The sequence below is a fragment of the Ruegeria sp. YTSA226 genome, from assembly GCF_059609905.1.
On record NZ_JBXWMQ010000002.1, the window covers coordinates 453,233 to 471,673 of the forward strand.

General features: G+C 51.5%; 16 protein-coding genes and 2 tRNA genes. 13 read left to right on the plus strand and 5 right to left on the minus strand.

Annotation, left to right across the window (positions count from 1 at the left end; translation table 11 throughout):
- Window positions 1-94: 94 nt before the first annotated feature.
- Window positions 95-1,714, plus strand: coding sequence for a long-chain-fatty-acid--CoA ligase (locus AC2FFF_RS04880; RefSeq protein WP_281994560.1), 1,620 nt, complete (start codon window positions 95-97; stop codon window positions 1,712-1,714).
- An 83-nt stretch (window positions 1,715-1,797) separates the two neighbouring features.
- Here AC2FFF_RS04880 and AC2FFF_RS04885 read toward each other — a convergent pair whose 3' ends face one another.
- On the minus strand, window positions 1,798-3,261 hold the full coding sequence (locus AC2FFF_RS04885) for a flavin-containing monooxygenase (protein ID WP_281994561.1): 1,464 nt from the start codon (window positions 3,259-3,261) through the stop codon (window positions 1,798-1,800).
- Between the two features lie 490 nt (window positions 3,262-3,751).
- On the opposite strand from AC2FFF_RS04885, the gene AC2FFF_RS04890 reads away from it, so the two are divergent.
- The 4 genes from AC2FFF_RS04890 to AC2FFF_RS04905 all read left to right on the plus strand — a co-directional run bounded on the left by AC2FFF_RS04890 (window position 3,752) and on the right by AC2FFF_RS04905 (window position 9,065).
- Window positions 3,752-4,957 carry a tyrosine-type recombinase/integrase gene (locus tag AC2FFF_RS04890; RefSeq protein ID WP_496882864.1) on the plus strand — a complete coding sequence of 402 codons (1,206 nt, stop codon included), beginning with the start codon at window positions 3,752-3,754 and terminating at the stop codon, window positions 4,955-4,957.
- 138 nt (window positions 4,958-5,095) lie between these two features.
- Window positions 5,096-5,347, plus strand: a complete 252-nt coding sequence (locus AC2FFF_RS04895) for a helix-turn-helix transcriptional regulator (protein ID WP_496882865.1) — start codon at window positions 5,096-5,098, stop codon at window positions 5,345-5,347.
- Between the two features lie 135 nt (window positions 5,348-5,482).
- Window positions 5,483-7,819 (plus strand): hypothetical protein, encoded by a 2,337-nt coding sequence (locus AC2FFF_RS04900; protein ID WP_496882866.1) that lies wholly within the window; start codon window positions 5,483-5,485, stop codon window positions 7,817-7,819.
- Between the two features lie 556 nt (window positions 7,820-8,375).
- On the plus strand, window positions 8,376-9,065 hold the full coding sequence (locus AC2FFF_RS04905) for a hypothetical protein (RefSeq protein WP_496882867.1): 690 nt from the start codon (window positions 8,376-8,378) through the stop codon (window positions 9,063-9,065).
- Window positions 9,066-9,174: 109 nt separating this feature from the next.
- Here the strand turns inward: AC2FFF_RS04905 and AC2FFF_RS04910 are convergent, their stop codons facing one another.
- Window positions 9,175-9,780, minus strand: a complete 606-nt coding sequence (locus tag AC2FFF_RS04910; protein ID WP_496882868.1) for a hypothetical protein — start codon at window positions 9,778-9,780, stop codon at window positions 9,175-9,177.
- A gap of 161 nt (window positions 9,781-9,941) precedes the next feature.
- Between AC2FFF_RS04910 and AC2FFF_RS04915 the strand changes: the two genes are divergently transcribed.
- The 7 genes from AC2FFF_RS04915 (at window position 9,942) to AC2FFF_RS04945 (ending at window position 15,898) form a co-directional block, all read left to right on the plus strand.
- Window positions 9,942-10,583 (plus strand): hypothetical protein, encoded by a 642-nt coding sequence (locus AC2FFF_RS04915; protein WP_496882869.1) that lies wholly within the window; start codon window positions 9,942-9,944, stop codon window positions 10,581-10,583.
- 2 nt (window positions 10,584-10,585) lie between these two features.
- On the plus strand, window positions 10,586-11,158 hold the full coding sequence (locus AC2FFF_RS04920; protein ID WP_496882870.1) for a hypothetical protein: 573 nt from the start codon (window positions 10,586-10,588) through the stop codon (window positions 11,156-11,158).
- The gene (locus tag AC2FFF_RS04925; RefSeq protein WP_496882871.1) at window positions 11,155-11,400 is read left to right on the plus strand and encodes a hypothetical protein; all 246 of its coding nucleotides are present in this window, start codon (window positions 11,155-11,157) and stop codon (window positions 11,398-11,400) included. Before AC2FFF_RS04920 ends, AC2FFF_RS04925 begins: the two co-directional genes overlap by 4 nt.
- Window positions 11,390-12,175: a terminase large subunit domain-containing protein gene (locus tag AC2FFF_RS04930; protein WP_496882872.1), complete on the plus strand. Its 786-nt coding sequence runs from the start codon at window positions 11,390-11,392 to the stop codon at window positions 12,173-12,175. Before AC2FFF_RS04925 ends, AC2FFF_RS04930 begins: the two co-directional genes overlap by 11 nt.
- Complete coding sequence (locus tag AC2FFF_RS04935; protein WP_496882873.1) at window positions 12,160-12,876, plus strand: hypothetical protein; 717 nt, start codon at window positions 12,160-12,162, stop codon at window positions 12,874-12,876. The genes AC2FFF_RS04930 and AC2FFF_RS04935 overlap by 16 nt, the downstream gene beginning before the upstream one ends.
- 618 nt (window positions 12,877-13,494) lie before the next feature.
- Window positions 13,495-14,763 (plus strand): hypothetical protein, encoded by a 1,269-nt coding sequence (locus AC2FFF_RS04940; protein WP_496882874.1) that lies wholly within the window; start codon window positions 13,495-13,497, stop codon window positions 14,761-14,763.
- 1 nt (window position 14,764) lies between these two features.
- Entirely contained in the window at window positions 14,765-15,898 is a 1,134-nt protein-coding gene (locus AC2FFF_RS04945) for a DNA methyltransferase (RefSeq protein ID WP_496882875.1), read from the plus strand.
- On the opposite strand, the gene AC2FFF_RS04950 is transcribed toward AC2FFF_RS04945, so the two are convergent.
- Complete coding sequence (locus AC2FFF_RS04950) at window positions 15,883-17,268, minus strand: hypothetical protein (protein WP_496882876.1); 1,386 nt, start codon at window positions 17,266-17,268, stop codon at window positions 15,883-15,885. The two genes, AC2FFF_RS04945 and AC2FFF_RS04950, sit on opposite strands and share 16 nt — an antisense overlap.
- Window positions 17,269-17,568: 300 nt before the next feature.
- Here AC2FFF_RS04950 and AC2FFF_RS04955 point away from each other — a divergent pair, with 300 nt between their 5' ends.
- The gene (locus AC2FFF_RS04955; RefSeq protein ID WP_496882877.1) at window positions 17,569-18,057 is read left to right on the plus strand and encodes a hypothetical protein; all 489 of its coding nucleotides are present in this window, start codon (window positions 17,569-17,571) and stop codon (window positions 18,055-18,057) included.
- 106 nt (window positions 18,058-18,163) lie between these two features.
- Here the strand turns inward: AC2FFF_RS04955 and AC2FFF_RS04960 are convergent.
- Both AC2FFF_RS04960 and AC2FFF_RS04965 read right to left on the minus strand, forming a co-directional pair.
- Window positions 18,164-18,238, minus strand: a tRNA-Asn gene (locus AC2FFF_RS04960).
- A gap of 127 nt (window positions 18,239-18,365) precedes the next feature.
- Window positions 18,366-18,440 (minus strand) — tRNA-Asn (locus tag AC2FFF_RS04965).
- Between the last annotated feature and the right edge of the window lies 1 nt (window position 18,441).

The window sequence follows — 18,441 nt, forward strand, 5'->3', positions numbered from 1 at the left end:
TTGGCAGGATTTCTTTTGACCGCGCCAACAGCCAAAGATGCGTGGCAAACAAGAAGGTGCTGCAAAAAGCGGCCCCGACACAGGGAGGATGTCCATGCTGGGACAAATGATGACGCAACCGTTGCTGATCTCGTCACTGATCGAGCATGCCGATCGCTATCATGGCCAAACCGAGATTTACTCTGTCGAAACTGACGGCAGTTTGACTGAAACAAACTGGTCGCAAGTCGCCGAGAACGCACGAAAATTAGGTTCTGCACTGTTAGGTCTTGGGCTGGAACCGCACGCTCGGATAGCGACATTGGCATGGAACAACCGCCGCCATCTGGAAATTTACTATGGCACTTCGGGTGCTGGATTCGTGTGCCACACCGTAAACCCCAGGCTGTTTCCAGAGCAGCTGACCTATATCATCAATCATGCGCAGGACCGGGTTCTGTTTTTCGACGCCACATTCATCCCGCTTGTCGCCGCTTTGAGGGACCAACTGACAGAGGTGCAGCATTTCGTGTTAATGGGACCGCGGAATGATGACGCAATCGCGCAGGTTCCAGGGGTGCAGTTCTATGATGAGCTGATCGAAACCGGTGATTCCGGCTTTCAATGGCCCAGACTGGACGAAAACACAGCCTCAAGCCTTTGTTACACCTCGGGCACAACTGGCAACCCCAAAGGGGTGCTCTATTCCCATCGCTCGACAGTTTTGCACAGTTTTGGATCCAACACGCGTGACGTGATCGGGTTTTCGGCGATGGATGTGGTACTCCCAGTTGTGCCGATGTTCCATGTGAACGCTTGGGGATCGCCGTACGCTTGCGCGATGTCGGGGTCTCGGATGGTATTACCGGGACCAGATTTGCATGGCGAGGCATTGGTCAATTTGATTGACAGCTATGGGGTGACACTGGCCATGGGCGTGCCGACGATCTGGCAGGGTCTGCTGGCCTCTGCAAAGAAGTCGGGCAGTCAACTGTCCAGTCTTGAGCGCACAGTTATTGGTGGGGCCGCATGTCCGCCGTCGATGATCGAGACGTTCCGCGAAACCTACGGTGTCGATACAGTCCACGCCTGGGGGATGAGCGAGATGAGCCCGCTGGGAACCGCGAACCAGCCCTTGGCGAAACATGGAAAACTACCCAAAGAAGAGCAGTATGGACTTCGGGAAAGTCAGGGCCGTCCTTGTTATGGGGTCGAATTGAAAATCGTTGATGATCTCGGCAATGAGCTTCCGCGCGACGGTGAAACACAGGGAGACCTGATGGTGCGCGGATACTGGGTATTGGACAGCTATTTCATGATGCAGGATCAGGGTCTGCTGCAAGACGGTTGGTTTGCCACTGGCGACGTGGCGACACTGGACCCGGACGGGTATATGACGATCCGAGATCGCTCAAAGGACATCATCAAATCCGGCGGTGAATGGATCAGTTCGGTCGAGCTCGAAAATATCGCGGTGGCACATCCAAAGCTGGCAGGCGCAGCCGTTGTGGGTGTGCCGCATCCGAAATGGGACGAACGGCCCGTTCTTGTGGCGGTGAAAGCCGAGGGGGCAAACCCAAGCGAAGAAGAATTGCTGGCGTTTTTTGGTGGTAAGATCGCCAAGTGGCAGATCCCGGACAGGGTAGTCTTTGTGGACGCGCTGCCACTGAACGCGACTGGCAAGATCCTGAAACGCAACCTGCGGGAAGACTTCAAAGATGTGCTGAGTACCTAGCGCAAGATCACTGGCCTGGCAGACACAAGCGAGATGGTTTGCCGGGTTTTCTGACTTCGCGGCGAACGTAGATCTATAGCCCCTCAGCCTTCTGAAGATCCACGCGTGAATTCTGCCAGTTTGGGTTTCCTCGTGCGCCAGAAATACTCGAATGAACTGCCGGGCCAGTTGGTGGTTATCCGCTCGCCATCTTTGTAATAGCTGCGCTCGATCCGCGCCCACTGACTTTTGGCAAGACGCTGTTGCATCTCGTCATCGAAACGCAATGCCGCCTCAGGTTTTACTTCGATCGTGCCGTGATCGGCAGCCTTGATAAGTTGGATGACAAAACCGATTTGCGCTTCGATCATGGCCAGTACCGTCGTGTGGCCCAGGTTTGTGTTTGGTCCGTAAATAATGTGCAGATTAGGGAATTTGGGAACCGAGATGCCAAGATAGGCCCGCGCACCACCATCATCCCAAACATCGCGCAACAAGATACCATCACGTCCCTTGATATCAATAGCTTGCAGGAAGGGGTTGGATTGGAACCCAGTGCCAAGAATGACCACATCATGGGGGCGTTCGGTGCCGTCTGTGGTCTTGATCCCGTCTTTGGTGAAACAGTCGATCCCCTCCGTTACCAGATCAACCTTATCCTGGTTCAGGGTCTGATAGTAGCTGTCCGAGACCAAAAGGCGACGCGCGCCGGGCGGGTATTTGGGCCGAAGCGCCTCGCGAAGTTTTTGGTCCGATATCGTCTTTTCCAGATGCCGGTTCAGTATGTTCTGCATCAGCATCTCGTGCAGTTTCGATCCTTTCATGACTGGAAAGATCTTGAATTCATTCTCGGCCCAAAGGCGGAAACGATAAAGTTTTTGAAGGAAAGGCATCGAACGCATCAGCGACTTGAAGCTCTCGCCATAGGTCTTGTTGCCTTTGGGCATGACCCAATTTGCCGTGCGTTGATAAACTGTCAGACTGCGTGCCTGTTTGGCGATCTCTGGGATGAACTGCAGCGCGCTGGCTGCATTTCCAATCACGGCAACTGATTTGTCCTTCAGGTCGATATCATGGCGCCATTCGGCAGAATGGAATATGGTTCCCCCGAAGAGTTTCATCCCCGGTATCCCAATACGGTTGGGAAAGTGCAACTGACCAACCGAGCAAACCACGTGGCGGCAGAGATAGGTTTCATCTCCATTGCCCTTGGTCGTTACAATCCACATTTCACTTGTCGGATCGAAGCTTGCTGAAGTGACGGCGCAGCCAAGGCGTAAATGCGCGATCACTCCGAATGTTTCCGCACAATCCCGGATGTAATCCAGAATCTCTTTCTGTCCCGACCATTTTCGGCTCCAGTTCGGCGTTTTGCTGAAAGAGTAAGAATACAAATGCGAGGGCACATCGCATTCCGCACCGGGATAGGTGTTATGCTGCCAAGTGCCCCCAAATTCAGTGGCCTTGTCGAGTATTGCGAAGCTGTCGATTTCCGCTTGTCTGAGCTGGTAGCCCATACCAATGCCGCCAAAGCCAGCACCTATGATCAAACAGTTCACCTGCTTCATGATACTTCCTTATGCTCGTATGTCCGTTTCGCGACTTACCAGTGGCGTTTCTGATCTGCCTGGTTTGGCTTTGGGACAAGCGTGACCGGCATAAAATCTTCTTTCAATTTATCTCAAGTTCACCTGAGCCTGCTAATAACTTGGGCCCAGACTAAGTCCTTCAATGCAAATGTAATTGGGAACTTATCCCTCAACTTTGAGTTGAAGGGAATGAAAAAATTAGAGGATGAACCTTTGAAACCGTTTATCATCTACCTTGAGTTATGGCGCACGGCCTGAGGCAGGGTGTTTCTATAGTCGTGAAAATTTTGGAAGATTGGCTCCGGCGGTAGGGATCGAACCTACGACCAATTGATTAACAGAGGACAACCGTGAGCTGTAGTTGATCGGGTTTGATCCGGTAAGTGCATATTAAATAAGGTAAAATGGGGTCGCCACCATCATCTCCGGTTGGGCGCTCTGGGGATAGGTCGTATTACATATGGAACGAATGTTGCAGAAACTGTTGCAGAGCTCCGATATGCCCAATTACGCCAATTTACGTTCACGTCCAAAGATTCAGTCAATTAAACCATCTACTTGTGACACGATCTTCTATCGTCATGATGGCGACGCGCTACAAGGTTTGCGTCTTGCTGTCGGCGCGCAGGCGAAGACATGGATCATGTCAAAACGCATCAATGGGAAGGTTCGATCGATAACACTGGGGCGCTGGCCGGAACTTGCTAATGGCGACGCTGCCATGGAGCTAGCCCGGGATAAAATCGCCGCACTAGAAGCCGGAACTGACGCCGCAACCACAAACGTCGTCACCCTCTTGGACGCCTTCGAGTCCCACGTCTTGCGTTCATCGGCAAAAACGGAAACCACGGACAATTATCGAATGCAGATCAAGAACCATTTGTCTGATCTGTTTTCCATGCCAATTGAAAAAATCACGCTCCCGATCCTTGAGGACGCCATCAAGGGTAAAACCCCCTCAACCGCGTTGCATCTTGCTCAGATCATCCGAATGGCGTTTCGGCGGGCATCGACCTTGCGCCGCTGTTTTGATGTATCGGCTGATCTCAAGGTCATGGAAAGGCACAAACCTGCCAGCCATGTGCTGTTCGACCCCAAGGAAACCTGGCCTGCACTCGATTTGATTTTGGCAAAGCAAAGCCTGATCCATCGCACTGCATGGCTAACAATGCTGTTCACTGGCTTTCGGTCTTTGAATGCCCGCACGCTGACATGGGATCAAGTCGATCTGGACCGCAAGACCATTACGCTGAACGAAATGAAGAACGGCCTGACCCGTACATTCCCCATAGCAGACGTGCTGATTGAGGCGCTGATGTGCCTTCCACATCGTGAGGGGCATGTGTTCCCGGCGGAGTCCAGCACCGGGCACATTCATCAGCTCATGGCGTTAAAAGTCGCCATTAGCGAAGACTCAGATACCGCTGAAATCAAAGTGTTGCGCCAGCATGACTGCCGCCGCCTGTTCACAACTGCCGCCCGTCGCGCTCGGCTGCCCGAATACATAATCGACGAACTTCGTGGCGATACTCCCAAAAGCGTTCAAGATATCTACGACCAAGGTTCGGCCAATCATGAAGACGCAAACAAGATCGCCATGAGCATCATCGCGGAATGTGGTTTAACACCTTATACTTTTCTTGAGCAGATTAAGTCCCCTGACTATATTGGTTGATGAAACGACCTGTCGGGTTGTTGGATAGACAGAGCATATCACAGGGCCGCTCGCTGGTTGCGAACCTGTGTGAGGGATAAGCCAGCAAGATTCACCCCGTCTCTTGGAATGAAGAGAGTTAGAGACGGAGGAATCGTTATGAATCTCTCAGATGAAATTCGCGCACTGCGCGACGATGTTAAGGCGCTATCAGAGCGTATTGAAGACGTGTCTGCGCCTAGGTTGATGAACACCGCGCAATGTGCGGCGTTCCTCGGAAAGTCACCCGACATTCTTTACGAGTGGCGACGTGACCGAAAGGGGCCGCCATACCTTCACCTGTCGTCACGGTCGATCCTTTACGACAGAGATTCCGTGATCGAATGGGCACAATCTCACGAAGTGAAATAACCGGAGCGGGGATCGAGACCGCGCTCCGGTTGGCATTGTCGAAGATTTGAAGGTGTAACTGATTCATAATCGGTTTTCATAGACATGCCCACCATAGTTAAAGGTCTTGAGCACGCTCTGTCAGGAGACAGAACGATGAAAAATGAACTATTAAATGCTGGCTATCGGTTGATACCGCTGCTGGACCAGCAGAAACGTCCGAGGGACAATAACTGGGGCCGGAATTCGTACAGCGTGGATGATCTCAGGCAGCAAGTTGGCCTCGTGATCGAACCCGGCATGGTCGACGTTGATCTCGATTGGCCGGAAATGCGCCGCCTTTGCACAGACGGACAATACGATACACTCGTTTGGGGCCGGAAAGGCGAAGCAACGCATTACGTCTATCGCTCGCAATTGGATGCGCAGGTAACGTTTCGATTGCCGCAAGTGACGGGCGCGCCGCTACTTGATGGCGATCATGCATACACGGTTTGCGAAATCCGGACGTCGGCGCAGGGGGAGGCATATCAGGCGATGATCCCTGATAGCGTGCATCCTGACGGCGATCAGCTTGAATGGATCAACAAGGACATGCCTCGGGAATGGGAAGCCGAAACGATTATTTCGTGCTTCGGGACATATGCCGGTGTTGCGGTTCTATCGCGCTTTTACCCGGGTGAGGGGATGCGGGACGAATTCGCGCTCGCGCTCACGGGTTGCATGGTTCGGGCTGGATGGTCGGAAGATGCTGTGACGAATTTCATGACCTACTTGTGCCGTTTGACGGGCGACAACGAGATCCAAATGCGGGCGTCGAAGGCGCAAAGCACACTCAAGCGGCTTGAGGCTGGCCGCAAGGTTGCGGGCATTCCGAAGGCAGCGGAGATCATGGGCATTCCGATTGAGTGGGTGCAGGAAGTAGCCGTTTGGCTTGGATGGAAAAAACGTAATCCCAAAGGAACGGGATCGGCAGTGTTTTTGTCGGCACAGGTTGCCGAGGTATCAAAGCAGGCATGGGATGCGTTGACTGAATATCGTGTTGATGGCGATCCCGGCGTTTACGCCTATGGTGAGGCGTTGGCTCGCGTGGATGATGGGCGAATGCAATTGCTTGATGGTTCGGGTCTGAAACACGAACTGAACCGCTGCACCACTTGGCTGGCCAGGAATGATGAAAAGTGGAAGCTGGTTTCAGCGCCAGCGAATGTCGTGGAGGACATGCTGTCAGCGCGCCGCCGCGATGTGACGGTCCCAACGCTCAAGCAGGTGTCTATCGTTCCGACATTTACGCGTGATGGTCATCTGCTCAATGAAAACGGCTTCGATGAGGACTCTGGCATTTTCCTCGATCTCCAAGTGTCGGTCGACGTTCCCTCCGAGCCGACGAGGCAAGAGGTCTGGGCCGCTTTGCGGCAATTGTGGACGCCGATTTCGCAGTTTCCGTTTGAGGACAAGTCCGACAAAGTGCACGCCATCGCCATGATGTTGGAGCCGTACATGCGGGATATGTTCGGACCAACGCCGCTTTACTTCATCAACAAGCCAGCGGCGGGCACTGGCGCGTCATTGTTCATCGAGACGTCGCTTTATCCTACGCTGGGGAGGTGGCCGGATGCACAAACGCCGCCGCGTTCTGACGACGAAATGAAGAAAACGCTGACCGCCTGCTTCATTGATGGCATTCGCTGCGTTTACTTCGACAACGCCAACATATTGAACTCGGCATCATTCGCCTCGGTTCTGACGGCTGAGGTCTATGCGGCGCGGATCTTGGGCGTGTCGAAAATGCTCCGCGTTCCAGTGCAGGTGCAGTGGGTTGGCTCGGGCAACAATTCCGAGTTGTCTGGTGAGTTATATCGGCGAACGGTGGATATCCGCATGGACGCAAAGATGGCGAACCCGGAGGATCGGGATGTTGCGAAATTCCGCATCAAAGATTTGAAGTCGTGGGTGCAGGAACATCAGCCGGAGCAGGTTCGCGCGGCGCTGACGATCATTCAGTATTGGGTCAATCAAGGCATGCCCGAGGGCAGGGGGTCGAAGGCCTCGTTCGAAGCATGGGCGGCCAAGATGTCAGGGCTGTTCGGCAGCATCGGCGTGGGAGGGTTTCTTGAAACGCCCGTGGAACGTCGGCCTGAAGACCCTGAGGAAGAAGTGGCGCGAGAAGTCTTCATCGCCATGGACAAGGCACATCGGGGCTCGGTCGACCCCTCAGGTGAGCAGGATGGGTATGGCAATTCCACGCGTCGCACGGATTGGTCGAAGCCAGTACGGGCGGGCGATGTGGTTGATCTCGTCAATGCTCTGAATATCGATGTCGACTTCGGGTTCAAGGATGAGCGGAAGGTAATGGCGACGTTCCTGAAGCGGTATCGTGGGCGTGTCTTCGTCTTCGAGGCAGAGACGGGCAGGAGCATTGCTCTGACGCTGACGATGCGCACGGACAGCCGTGGGACGTATTGGTTCGTTGAGCGCAGTATTGCCGAGTAATGGTGCAATCGGTGCAGGCATGGTGCGGGTGGTTTTCGCTTGGATTTCAATCCGGTGACACCGTTTGCACCATCGCCACCATCAGTTTGAAGCACTTTACCATTGTGTTGCGATTTGCATCATCACATTAAATCGGGCCATTGCATGAAAATGATGGTGCACATGGTGCACATGGTGTTAGGCGCTTGAAACACTTGCGCAAAACCGGTGCACCATGGATGCACCATCGCCACCATGGCCGTATACGACGCCACCGTTCATGCGTTCGTTGTCCTGATCATTCCCAGAATTCTCCGCCCGCTTGCGATTGGCTCGGGTTTAGCGGGCAGAAAAAGCCTGACCAATTGATCGGTAATCAAATGTAGTCGATGTCTAAAGGATTGTTTAGAAAGAGATTTATCAGGGATGGTGTTGCAGATCTGGGTTGTTCTGCGACATTTATCAGAACACGAGTAAGTTCACGCCAGATTAATCTTAGTGCGCGTTTAGAAAAATCTGAGCTTGACTTCGATTGATTTTAGATTAATCTGAAAAGGCAATTTTTTTGGAGGGAAAGATGGAACTCAGCGGACGCGTACGGATTCTTGAAGATGCAGGATTTGGAGCATGGAAGGTTGATGCCACCTCTAAGGATCTTAAATTTTTGGGCAAACCACTTGCGGGTGTGAGCGGGAGGTCAGTCGTGGGATTGCAAGCCTATGAGTTGTCTGAGGATAGAAATTACCTTGTGTTTCCAGTTAATAAAGCAATTGTTCTCTTGCTTGGGGATAGCAAAGATTGCATTGCCGTTTCCATTAATCAGGTAGTATCGCCTGACGAGTCATTCAGAGGCGAAAAAGAGCCATTGTCGGTCACCGTTGCGCCAGAATCTGTCGTCGTTGAAAAGCAAAAGTTCCGTTCTGGAGATCAAGCATTCATAGAGGCCTGTGAAGCCGAAGTTCTGCCTCCACGAATTATCGAACTGGGTAAGAATTTTCTAGCTAGTGTGCGAGAATTTTCTGACGACGTGCTTCAGGAAGGAAAACACAGGAAGTGGGTTACCTATCCTAAGAACTTTCTGGCCTTAACCATTCAGAATCGGAACAAACAGTTCTGCCTTCACGTTAAAAAAACTAGCGTTTTGGATTCGCTCGATGGAACGTTGGACATTCGCGATGACAGACCAGGCTATGTTCGGTTTTGGCTACAGGAAGAGTCCCAGTTGGAGGCTGCGGTCAAGGCCGCAAGAAGCTCTTTTGGCGTGTAAGAGACGCTAGCAGGCAGAAAGTGAAGGTGTGCTAAAACACAAAGCATTTCTACCGTCTCGAGTCGTCAGTTGTTAACTTTTGAGTCAAATGGTGCGAGCCCGAAACTCCCTAGAGTTGCTGCGCGCAATTAAGAGGGTTTAGGACTTCGTAAAAGTTGATCTGGGCGTAATCCATGACCTTGACCACACCTTGTTGATCCTTTCCGAAGGCGGTGTCACTGCCGAAAGCCGGGGTCTTTATGTCGTTTAGCCATGGAGGAAAATCAGACGGTTTGTAGCCTTCGTTTTTTACCAGCGGTGTCAGTCGTTCCATGACCAATAGATTTCCCGTTTCGCTAATCGAAAAGCACTCTGCAAAACGCTCCTGAAGTTTTGGATTTGGGATTGTGCCCACATAGTCGTCAGCCATTTTTAGAAGCGCGTTCCATACCAGCCATTCAACCATATTGGCACTAGGAAACGGGAGTTTCATTTCTTTGATGACCAAGCTGTTGTCGCCGAGGAATGCATATACTTTGCGAGATGTCCCGTTGCCGAGCAGATCCGATCTATCAATCTGTTTCTCGATTTGATCGTCAGGCAGGATTCCAGAGACTTTGCCAGCGTTTACCATGTATTTGCCCTGCCTTTTGGGTTGACCAGTTGCTCGGACAGGCATCAAGAAAAAACCAAATCCAAAAACTGAGACTATCAGGATGGCAGATTCTTTCTCCACCTAAAATAGTCCCTCAGTACCTTATTCTGCCGGTCGGATATCCACCGGCTGGGCATTACATTCAATCTGAGCAACGCCGACGCAACGCTCCTATCTGACCAATCCAGATGAGCGCGGCGTCCCAAGGCGTCGCGTTCGTTTTTGGACAGAAAGGATTGAAGATGTCCGACCAAACAGCGGCTGCCCTGCAAGCCCTTATCAAGCAGGTTGAAACGCTCACCACCACCGTCACAGATCAGCAAGAGCGGATGGATGGTCTCCACGAACACAATTCCCGTCTGCTTGATCAGATCAAGGATGAAAAGCGCGCACAACCGCCCGCCAAGAAGTCCTTCGTGGCTGTAGTGGATGAGCAAGAACACGAGCGAAAAATGCGCGCGGCCAACTTCGAGAAGGATGCAAACGGCGACTGGTATCTGAAGGGCCACCGCCCAAAGCATGCCATCTCGCGTATCGATGCCCGTGACCCCGTCAAATACCGCGAAGCAAAGGCTGCGGCGGAAAAGAATGGGGCGACACTCTCAGTCATCGACGAAAGCGATGGAGATCCGACTATCCGCAATTCCGGCCAATCCGCCGTGATTGAGTCAAAGACGTTCACCTTTGATGATACCCACGACGGCATCCGGTACGTCAGAGCAGACATGCATACGGGCAGCGGTATTGTTCAGCGCCAGCTTAACGCTGAACGTGAAGGTCTCAAAATTCGCACCTTCCGCACGTCTGATGATCTGCCTCAGCACGCCCGAACCAAATTCGAACTGATGGAACGTGCGGCCAATGCAGACCTGAACAAGGCCTGACGATGCGCGGTGGGAACAAAAACTCTGGTCGGCGCGCCATCATCGACATGCGCCCCGACAAGAACGAGATCATCAAGGACATCGTGCTTGAACGGCGCAGTCTGACCGGGATAGCAAAGCGATTGGGCGTCGATTTCTCCACAGTGCAAAGGTATCGCGACGACAAGATCACCGAGGAAATGCGCCGGGAAATTCTGGCGCAAGAACGCATCAAAGAAATCGAGACCAATACCGAGATCGTCAATCAGGATCGCTTGGACATCGCCATGACATATGAGTCCTTGGCAAAGCGCGTGGAACGGCTGATCACCAAGGCGGAGGGAAACGAGGACGACTCTTTTGCGCTGGCGGCGATGGAAGGATTGCGCCGTGTCTTGCGCGATATTGCCCAAGTTCAGGGCAAACTTGCGACCAGCCTGACGGTCAATGTCTCACTGGCCGAAAGCAAGGAATGGGTCACGCTGCGTCAAATCTTGGCCGAGGTATGTACTGAGGTTCCCGCCGCCCGTGAACCGCTACTGCGTCGGATGCGCCACCATGTGCTGTCTGTAACGAAGGAGGATACAGTCCTATGACGCGCCACTCAATATTCCTGGGCTGGGATCACTATGCAAAGCAGACCGCCGCACGTCTAGACGCGGCAGAAAAAGCTGGGCATTCTGAATGGGCCGAATTGCCTTCAACACGTCGCCAAGCCGAAGACCAAGGCAAGAAAGTGTACTTCACGGGCCTTGAGTGCAAACATGGGCATGTCACGCCGCGCGGCGTCAACAAGGGGTGCGCGGGCTGCTACACGGCGAGGTATCATGCCGTTTGATGCCCTCCATGACTGGTGCGGCCTCGTCGAACGCGATCTCGATGCTGGTGCGGAAATGCTGCATTTCCTGCGGCAAGAAGTGTCAACCGCCGATGCCGTTGATCCTTGGCAATTGGAGGCAATCACATCAACTGCGCCAACGGTTGCCATGCGTGTGTGCCGACAGGCGGGCAAGTCTTGCGTATTGGCGACGCGTGGTGTGCGAGAATTAAAGCGCGGTGGCACTACGATCTGTCTTGCACCCGCAGAACGACAGACGCGCGAGATCACGCGGAAGGCGGCATTATATCTGCGCGCCACCGATTTGGTGGTAGAGCGGGCGACGCAGTCCGAAATCGAGACATCAAACGGCGGGCGTTTCATCGCCGTGCCAGCGTCTGGTGCAACCATTCGCGGGTACACCGCTGATCTGATCATGGTCGATGAAATGGCCTACCTGCCGGGCCAGAACGGTGGCGAGGACATCGTTGTTGCGCTGCTGCCGATGCTCAAAGACAACGGCCAGACCTTCTACGCGTCGACACCGGCGGGCAAATACAACATGTTCGCAGAGCTGTTCAGAGAGCCGCGCGAAGGCATTCACCGCATCGTTGTGCCCGGAACGTCGATACCCCGGCTCTCTGCCCGCGTAGATCGCCTGCGCGCCCAGTTGTCAGCCACGCGATTCCGCCAAGAGGTTGAAGTCGAAATGCTGGCCGACGGCCAGTCCTACTTTGACCTTTCAATCATCGAAAATGCCACCAGTACGGAAGGCGCGATATGTCCGCGAATTTGAACTTGATCTACATGCCCAATGGCGACGTGGTGAATGAGACCAACCAAGACCCGGCGATCCCGCGTGTGACCGGATATGTGCGGTATTGGGTCGGTGCGGACTTGGGGCAGGCCAACGATTATTCTGCAATCTGCGTGATCAAGGATCAGGCGCTGCCAGTGTCAGATGGAAACGGGATTGTCATTGGCACCCGTGAGCGCACGGTTGTGTACGCGGACAAGTTCAAAGGCGTGTCCTACGTGGATGTGGTCGACCACCTGATCAAGGTGCGCAACGCGTCGCCATTCTGTGGCAAGTCAGAACTCGTGATTGACGGCACATCTATTGGTCGGGTCGTGTCAGACATGCTCTGGGAGCAAGGCGTGGATCACAATGCGGTCCAGATGACAGGGGGACAGGACTGGTCTCGCAAGGGCCGATATGTGAATGCCAGCAAAACCCTGATGATCGAAAATCTCGCGGTGATGTTCGCTGCTGGCGAACTGAATTTTGCCCACGATCTGCTGTTACGCAAGGAGATCGAAGAAGACCTTGCCTCATTCGCGACGCAGACGACAGCAGCGGGCAATCAGATCATCACCCAATCTCGCAACGCGTCGGGCCACGGCGATCTTGGTATCAGCCTCATCGTCGCTGGATTCGCGTCTCACTACCTTTCCGACCGAAACATCAAGGTTAGCCATCTACGTGGCTGCTACTGAGACCGTTCTCACAGAAATTCCGAAAGGAAAATTATGTCATCCTTCGCAATCATATCTACCGAGGCTCCTGAATACGATCCGTCTAGAACCACAGGCGATGGAATGCCGAAAACTTCACTGGTCGTCGAGTGGTCGAGTAAGCCGGCCGACGATCAACTGCGAAAATTCGAGACGATGTATCCGCCGCATTTATACTCGGCGTTTCATTACACTGAAGGCGTGGGGAAGGTTCAGCTTTAGGGGCTAGGACGGGCAAGCAGGTTCGTCTCAAGGCCAAATCATCATGCAGTCGCGCAATGCCTCGAGCCACGGGTTTCTCGGTATCGGCCTAAATTGTCGCTGGGTTTGCGTCTCAACATCTGAGGCCACGGGCATCTGGGCGGGCAGGATAAGGGGTTGGTATTAGTCATAAAAAAATAGCCTATATACCGAGCGCATGTGATCTGATCAGGGGCGGAACAAAAAAGGAACAATTGTGTTGCATGGACATGCTTCAAGATTGTACATATGAACTTCAACAACCAGTGATGCGAAGCGACAAACCGGTAGGTAGACAGCGTCGTCTTCACCAAACAAGAAAAAAGTTGGCTTTGAGGCTGCAAGAAATGAAAGCAGATTGTGTCGATTCAATATAAGCGCGAACTAGACCTGAGCGACCGCCTTAAACTTAAGGAAGTGAAGGCGAAAGATGTTACTCATTCCGGCGGGCGTGGGGAACCATTTCACGATTGGTTCCCCTATCTTGAAGGTTATTCGTCTCAGTTTGTTAAGCAGATAATCGACGCAAGATTTGAAGCCCCTAAGAACCTGCTTGAGCCGTTTTGTGGCGTAGGCACAACGCCCATCGCCTTAGCGCAGCTCGGCATTTCTTGTGGCTATACTGAAGTTAACCCCTTCCTTGTTGAGCTTGTCTCATTAAAGGCAATTTGCCTCGACATGGGGCAAGCAAATCGTCTTGAAGCGACGGATAAAATAGAAACATTCAAAGAAAATCTGGGACAAGCGGCAAGTGTTGCCACCGTCAACTCAAAACTGAAAAAGAGCTATTTGGATGTCTTTGGGAAAGTTGAATATTTTCGAGAAGACAATTTTCAAAAAATTCTCCGGCTGAAAACGATTGAAAACAAATTGGAAGACGCTTTGTTGAAACGTTTCATTCGAATGGCGGTTTCAACCAGCCTGCTAGAGTCATCCCTTTTGCGTAGAGCTGGAGATGTTCGCTTTAAAACTGAAAAAGAGCTGCTCAAGCCCATCCCTGACATAGTAGATTTGGTGGTAAAAAAACTTAGCTTGTTCCAATCTGATTTGATTTCGGATGATCTGCCGAAAAACCAAGAAATTGTATTTCTAGGACCTAATGCGAAAGATCTATCTTCGGATGCGGTGCCTGCATACGACGGCGTAATCACGAGTCCACCTTATTTGAATGGTACGAACTATATCCGCAATATGAAGTTGGAACTTTGGTATTTGAACTACCTAAACGACAGGTCTGATCTTCAGAAATTCCGCCAAGCAGTCGTAACTTCCGCGATCAACGATGTGTCAAAGTCTTCAGGGATAGTTGTGCTTGATGAGGCACGAGAAGTCGTACAAGCCATTGAGAGCAACTGTTATGATAAGCGTATCCCCAAAATGGTCGCGGGATATTTTGAACACATGAAGTTAGTTGCAAATGGTCTTTGGTGCAGGATTCGAAACGGATCACCTGTATGCATTGATATTGGTGACAGCGTTTATGGAGGGGTCCACGTTCCAACACATTCAGTGTTGGCAGCCGTCTTTGAAGGCACCGGCTTCAAAATTGAAGATGAGATTGTTCTCAGGAAGCGTCATTCCAATCGAGGTGCGGAATTGAGCCAGCGATTGCTCGTGTTTAGGAAATAGTATGAACTGGGACCAATGGAACGCGTTTAAAACTGACCTACCTCACAAGCAGGGAGCCTTCGCAAAACGAAATTGGGGGACTCCCCTTCACTCGCTATGTTCTTACCAAGGAAAACTAAAACCTGCACTGGCGCACCACTTGGTCCAAGTTTTTTCGACAAAAGGTCAAACAGTTTTTGATCCCTTCTCCGGCTCTGGAACAATACCTTTGGAAGCAGCCATCGGTGGAAGGATCTCAATTTCAAACGATCTGAGTGAGATGGCCGTAGCTTTGTCTCATGCGAAGACAGGCCCGACGACTAGGCGCGCCTGCGACCAAGTGATAGACAGATTATCCGAATGGGTTTCGTCAAAACCGATTGCCCAACAGACATTGGATGATACTGAGAAAGTTCGCTTTAACAAAACCATAGTTGAGTACTTTGAAGAAGGCACTTTTCTAGAAGTACTGAAAGCTAGGGAGTATTTTCTCGAGACTAAAGACCTCTCCGACGCGAATTGGTGCCTAGTTTTTTCGTCAATGCTTCACATATTGCACGGCAATCGCCCCTATGCACTTTCCCGAAACAGCCATCCACTGACGCCATATGCCCCAACAGGTGAGTATATCTACAAAAATGTCGTGTCACACCTGAGGACAAAGGTGCATTCGGCGCTTGCTAGTAAAGAAAGCTTGCCAACCTTCCCGGCAAGTACGTCGATCAAGTCTGACGTTCGTGACCTTTCCCAACTGAGTGACAGCAGTGTCGACGTTATAATAACGTCGCCACCATTTGCTTCTTCAACAAGATTTTACATGACAAATTGGATGCGTTTTTGGTTCTCTGGGTGGACCATCGCAGACTTCGAAAATGCAAGCGCCAAGTTTATTGAAGGGGATAGGGATAAGTCGTTAGTTGTCTATGAGGACATCTTCCGAAGCTTTGGCCGAGTTCTCAAAAGTGGCAGTTTAGTAGTGCTTCACGTTGGAAAAAACAAAACCGTAAATATGGCTGAAAAGCTGCAAATGCTAAATTTTGAAGACTTTGAAAAAAGTGACGTATTCACTGAATGTGTTCAAGCATCTGAAAAACATGGGATCAAGGACAAAGGAAGTACGGTAGAGCACCAGTATCTAATTTACTCCAAGAAATGATCGTTCCATTGCTTCGCAAAGCTAAAACCATCAACTTCAAGTTTGGAAATCAAGAGAACTCGGTCTAGTGCTTTGCAAATAAGTTCAGCAGAAATCTTTCCATCCTTTTCCACTAAGAGGAAATCTTTGTTGAGAAAATCATCAATCAGCCAATTCGGATCATCTAGTAGCCTTTTTAGGATCTCAAGATTCGGCATCGGGTTTTCCAATTCGTCTAACGGGATTCCGGTGAGGTCACTTAGTTCTACAATCTCAGGGTCTGTGTAAAAGTCCTTTGGCTGGCGGTCTCTCTTTTTTGAGTTACAACTCCCACAAAGCGCTGTGGCTGTTTCATCTAGCGGCCAAAGAAGCGCCAACGGGCGCGTATGATCGAGGTGCATTTCATTTCTAGTGCTTAGACCTTCCTTGCACTTGAAGCACTTCTTCCCGAATTTTTCCCATATATGCGTTGCCAGCTCCTTACCAGTCTCGTGTCGAAAACTCATCTGTATGGAATTGTTCGTCAATTCCGATATCAAAAGTTCAAAATGTCGGCGCCTCTGGGCATCTTCCTTCATTTGATCGGCAGATCGTTGAGGATTCAGCGCCGCATTGACTACAAATTTTTTGCAGAACCGGCATTCTAATTGAAACCCATATTCTAGTTCTACTTCCTTGTGGTTATCCAAGTCCGAAACAATACCGAAGCCTTTATGGCGGCAAGGTCGCTTGGCCACACAGTGATTTGAAAACGACAGTGTGTTCCGTTCGAACGGTAGATTTATTGGAAGGAACCTTGCACAACGGTTGCATTCCTTGGTTACTATAGACTTACTGTCAGCTAACACTGTGCCTGAAATGCCGACGGTTCCCTCTAACGTATAAAAATTTGCCTCGGGCGCAAAAAGGTGAATGTTCCTTAAAACGCTGTCTCTCGCATCTGCAAAGAATTGATGCCAGATTTCCCCACATTTTGGCTCATATATCTCGATCTCGCACTGCTCGACCGGAGCTAGAAGTACAGTGAATTCACTAGGCCCATCGACTTGCCAAATGTAACCGCATTTATCGAATGACTCAGGGGTTCCGTAGTTGGAATAGTGCCGCGATCCAAACCACTTCTTATCACAACTCAAGGCAACCTGCTTGTCTGATCGAAAGTAAAACCCAAATCCGGAGAATTTTCCTGATTCTATATTTGGCATCGAGAAGGTAAGGGCCAGGGGGGCTTCCGGAGAAACTTGGAATGATGTCGTGGCCGCACGTTGAAGCTTTCCACCTGTAGCCTCCTCGTGACTCTTGAAGCCGGACAAGCGAGTAGCAGATCTACGTCGGCCAGAGTATTCTGCTTTTCCAGCGCGTTTCTGCAATTTGAAGTTTTTGGCTACCATGCAGGGAGACTGCCATCGACGCAATTTGGTAGCAAGGCCCAGATTCCGAGTTCATCCGTGCATTTTGAAACAGGCTGAGATCTGGCAAAAATCAAAATTGGCGGAGGTGAAAAACCACCAAAAGGGAGTGAGTAGGTTGACCAAGTGCCCCTGAGTACTTATCTTTCACCCGTTGCCCGGTACCTGTTCCGAGACCGCGCCCCAATCCGCACATTGCTGGTTGCCTTTAGGAAACCAATCCACCGTGAGGTGTCGGTTTCTTTCATCGTGCCGATTCCTCCAAATCATGAGGTATCCACGATGACAGATATACTTAGTTGCGGAATGACCTCCGCGGAGGTCGCGGCCGAAGCCGCTGAGGCGGATCGCGAAACGGCAGAGTATGAAGCGAAGCGCAAGGCAGAACACAAAGCCGACCTTGCTATGCTCTCGAAAGATGCTCGCTATTATCGGACTCACAAGGCGCAGCGCAAATATGACACGGCTATGCGCCGCGCGATTGAAGCCAACGCAGCACTTGCACGGCTTACGGATGACGACAAAACTCAGATTCTTTCAATCTATGAGCATGCGGAGCATCTGACTGAATTTACGGGCATCGAGCATGAGGTCGATCACATCATTCCTCTAAATGCCGTGTGCTGGTTTACAGGCCGACCACTTGCACCCGGACCACACATTGCGAGCAATCTGCGTGCTATTCCCAAGTCGCTAAACAGGTTGCGCGGCAATAGGTGGATCGCGGAAGGTGGGCCGGTTGATGATGGCGACGACGACATCCCGTTTTGATGTCTGAGCAAATCGCAACGTTGCAGAGATGTTGCAGAGCCTGTCAAAAACGACAAAGGCCCATCTTGCGATGGGCCTTTATGCCATTGATCTCTTTGAGAGATTTTGGCTCCGGCGGTAGGGATCGAACCTACGACCAATTGATTAACAGTCAACTGCTCTACCGCTGAGCTACGCCGGAACGGTTCGCGCCGTATAGCAACCCGACTCTTCGGCGTCCAGAGGGGGGCGTGAGTTTTTTCGTCGAAAAAACATGCGCACAGCGAAGGCGGGCATCCATGATAATTTGCGGTGTGTTTTGGGGAAATTGGCTCCGGCGGTAGGGATCGAACCTACGACCAATTGATTAACAGTCAACTGCTCTACCGCTGAGCTACGCCGGAA

Coding starts and splice junctions, on each gene's coding strand:
- AC2FFF_RS04880 (WP_281994560.1), top strand. CDS start 95: ATGCTGGGACAAATGATGACGCAACCGTTGCTGATCTCGTCACTGATC.
- AC2FFF_RS04885 (WP_281994561.1), bottom strand. CDS start 3,261: ATGAAGCAGGTGAACTGTTTGATCATAGGTGCTGGCTTTGGCGGCATT.
- AC2FFF_RS04890 (WP_496882864.1), top strand. CDS start 3,752: ATGTTGCAGAAACTGTTGCAGAGCTCCGATATGCCCAATTACGCCAAT.
- AC2FFF_RS04895 (WP_496882865.1), top strand. CDS start 5,096: ATGAATCTCTCAGATGAAATTCGCGCACTGCGCGACGATGTTAAGGCG.
- AC2FFF_RS04900 (WP_496882866.1), top strand. CDS start 5,483: ATGAAAAATGAACTATTAAATGCTGGCTATCGGTTGATACCGCTGCTG.
- AC2FFF_RS04905 (WP_496882867.1), top strand. CDS start 8,376: ATGGAACTCAGCGGACGCGTACGGATTCTTGAAGATGCAGGATTTGGA.
- AC2FFF_RS04915 (WP_496882869.1), top strand. CDS start 9,942: ATGTCCGACCAAACAGCGGCTGCCCTGCAAGCCCTTATCAAGCAGGTT.
- AC2FFF_RS04920 (WP_496882870.1), top strand. CDS start 10,586: ATGCGCGGTGGGAACAAAAACTCTGGTCGGCGCGCCATCATCGACATG.
- AC2FFF_RS04925 (WP_496882871.1), top strand. CDS start 11,155: ATGACGCGCCACTCAATATTCCTGGGCTGGGATCACTATGCAAAGCAG.
- AC2FFF_RS04930 (WP_496882872.1), top strand. CDS start 11,390: ATGCCGTTTGATGCCCTCCATGACTGGTGCGGCCTCGTCGAACGCGAT.
- AC2FFF_RS04935 (WP_496882873.1), top strand. CDS start 12,160: ATGTCCGCGAATTTGAACTTGATCTACATGCCCAATGGCGACGTGGTG.
- AC2FFF_RS04945 (WP_496882875.1), top strand. CDS start 14,765: ATGAACTGGGACCAATGGAACGCGTTTAAAACTGACCTACCTCACAAG.
- AC2FFF_RS04950 (WP_496882876.1), bottom strand. CDS start 17,268: ATGGTAGCCAAAAACTTCAAATTGCAGAAACGCGCTGGAAAAGCAGAA.
- AC2FFF_RS04955 (WP_496882877.1), top strand. CDS start 17,569: ATGACAGATATACTTAGTTGCGGAATGACCTCCGCGGAGGTCGCGGCC.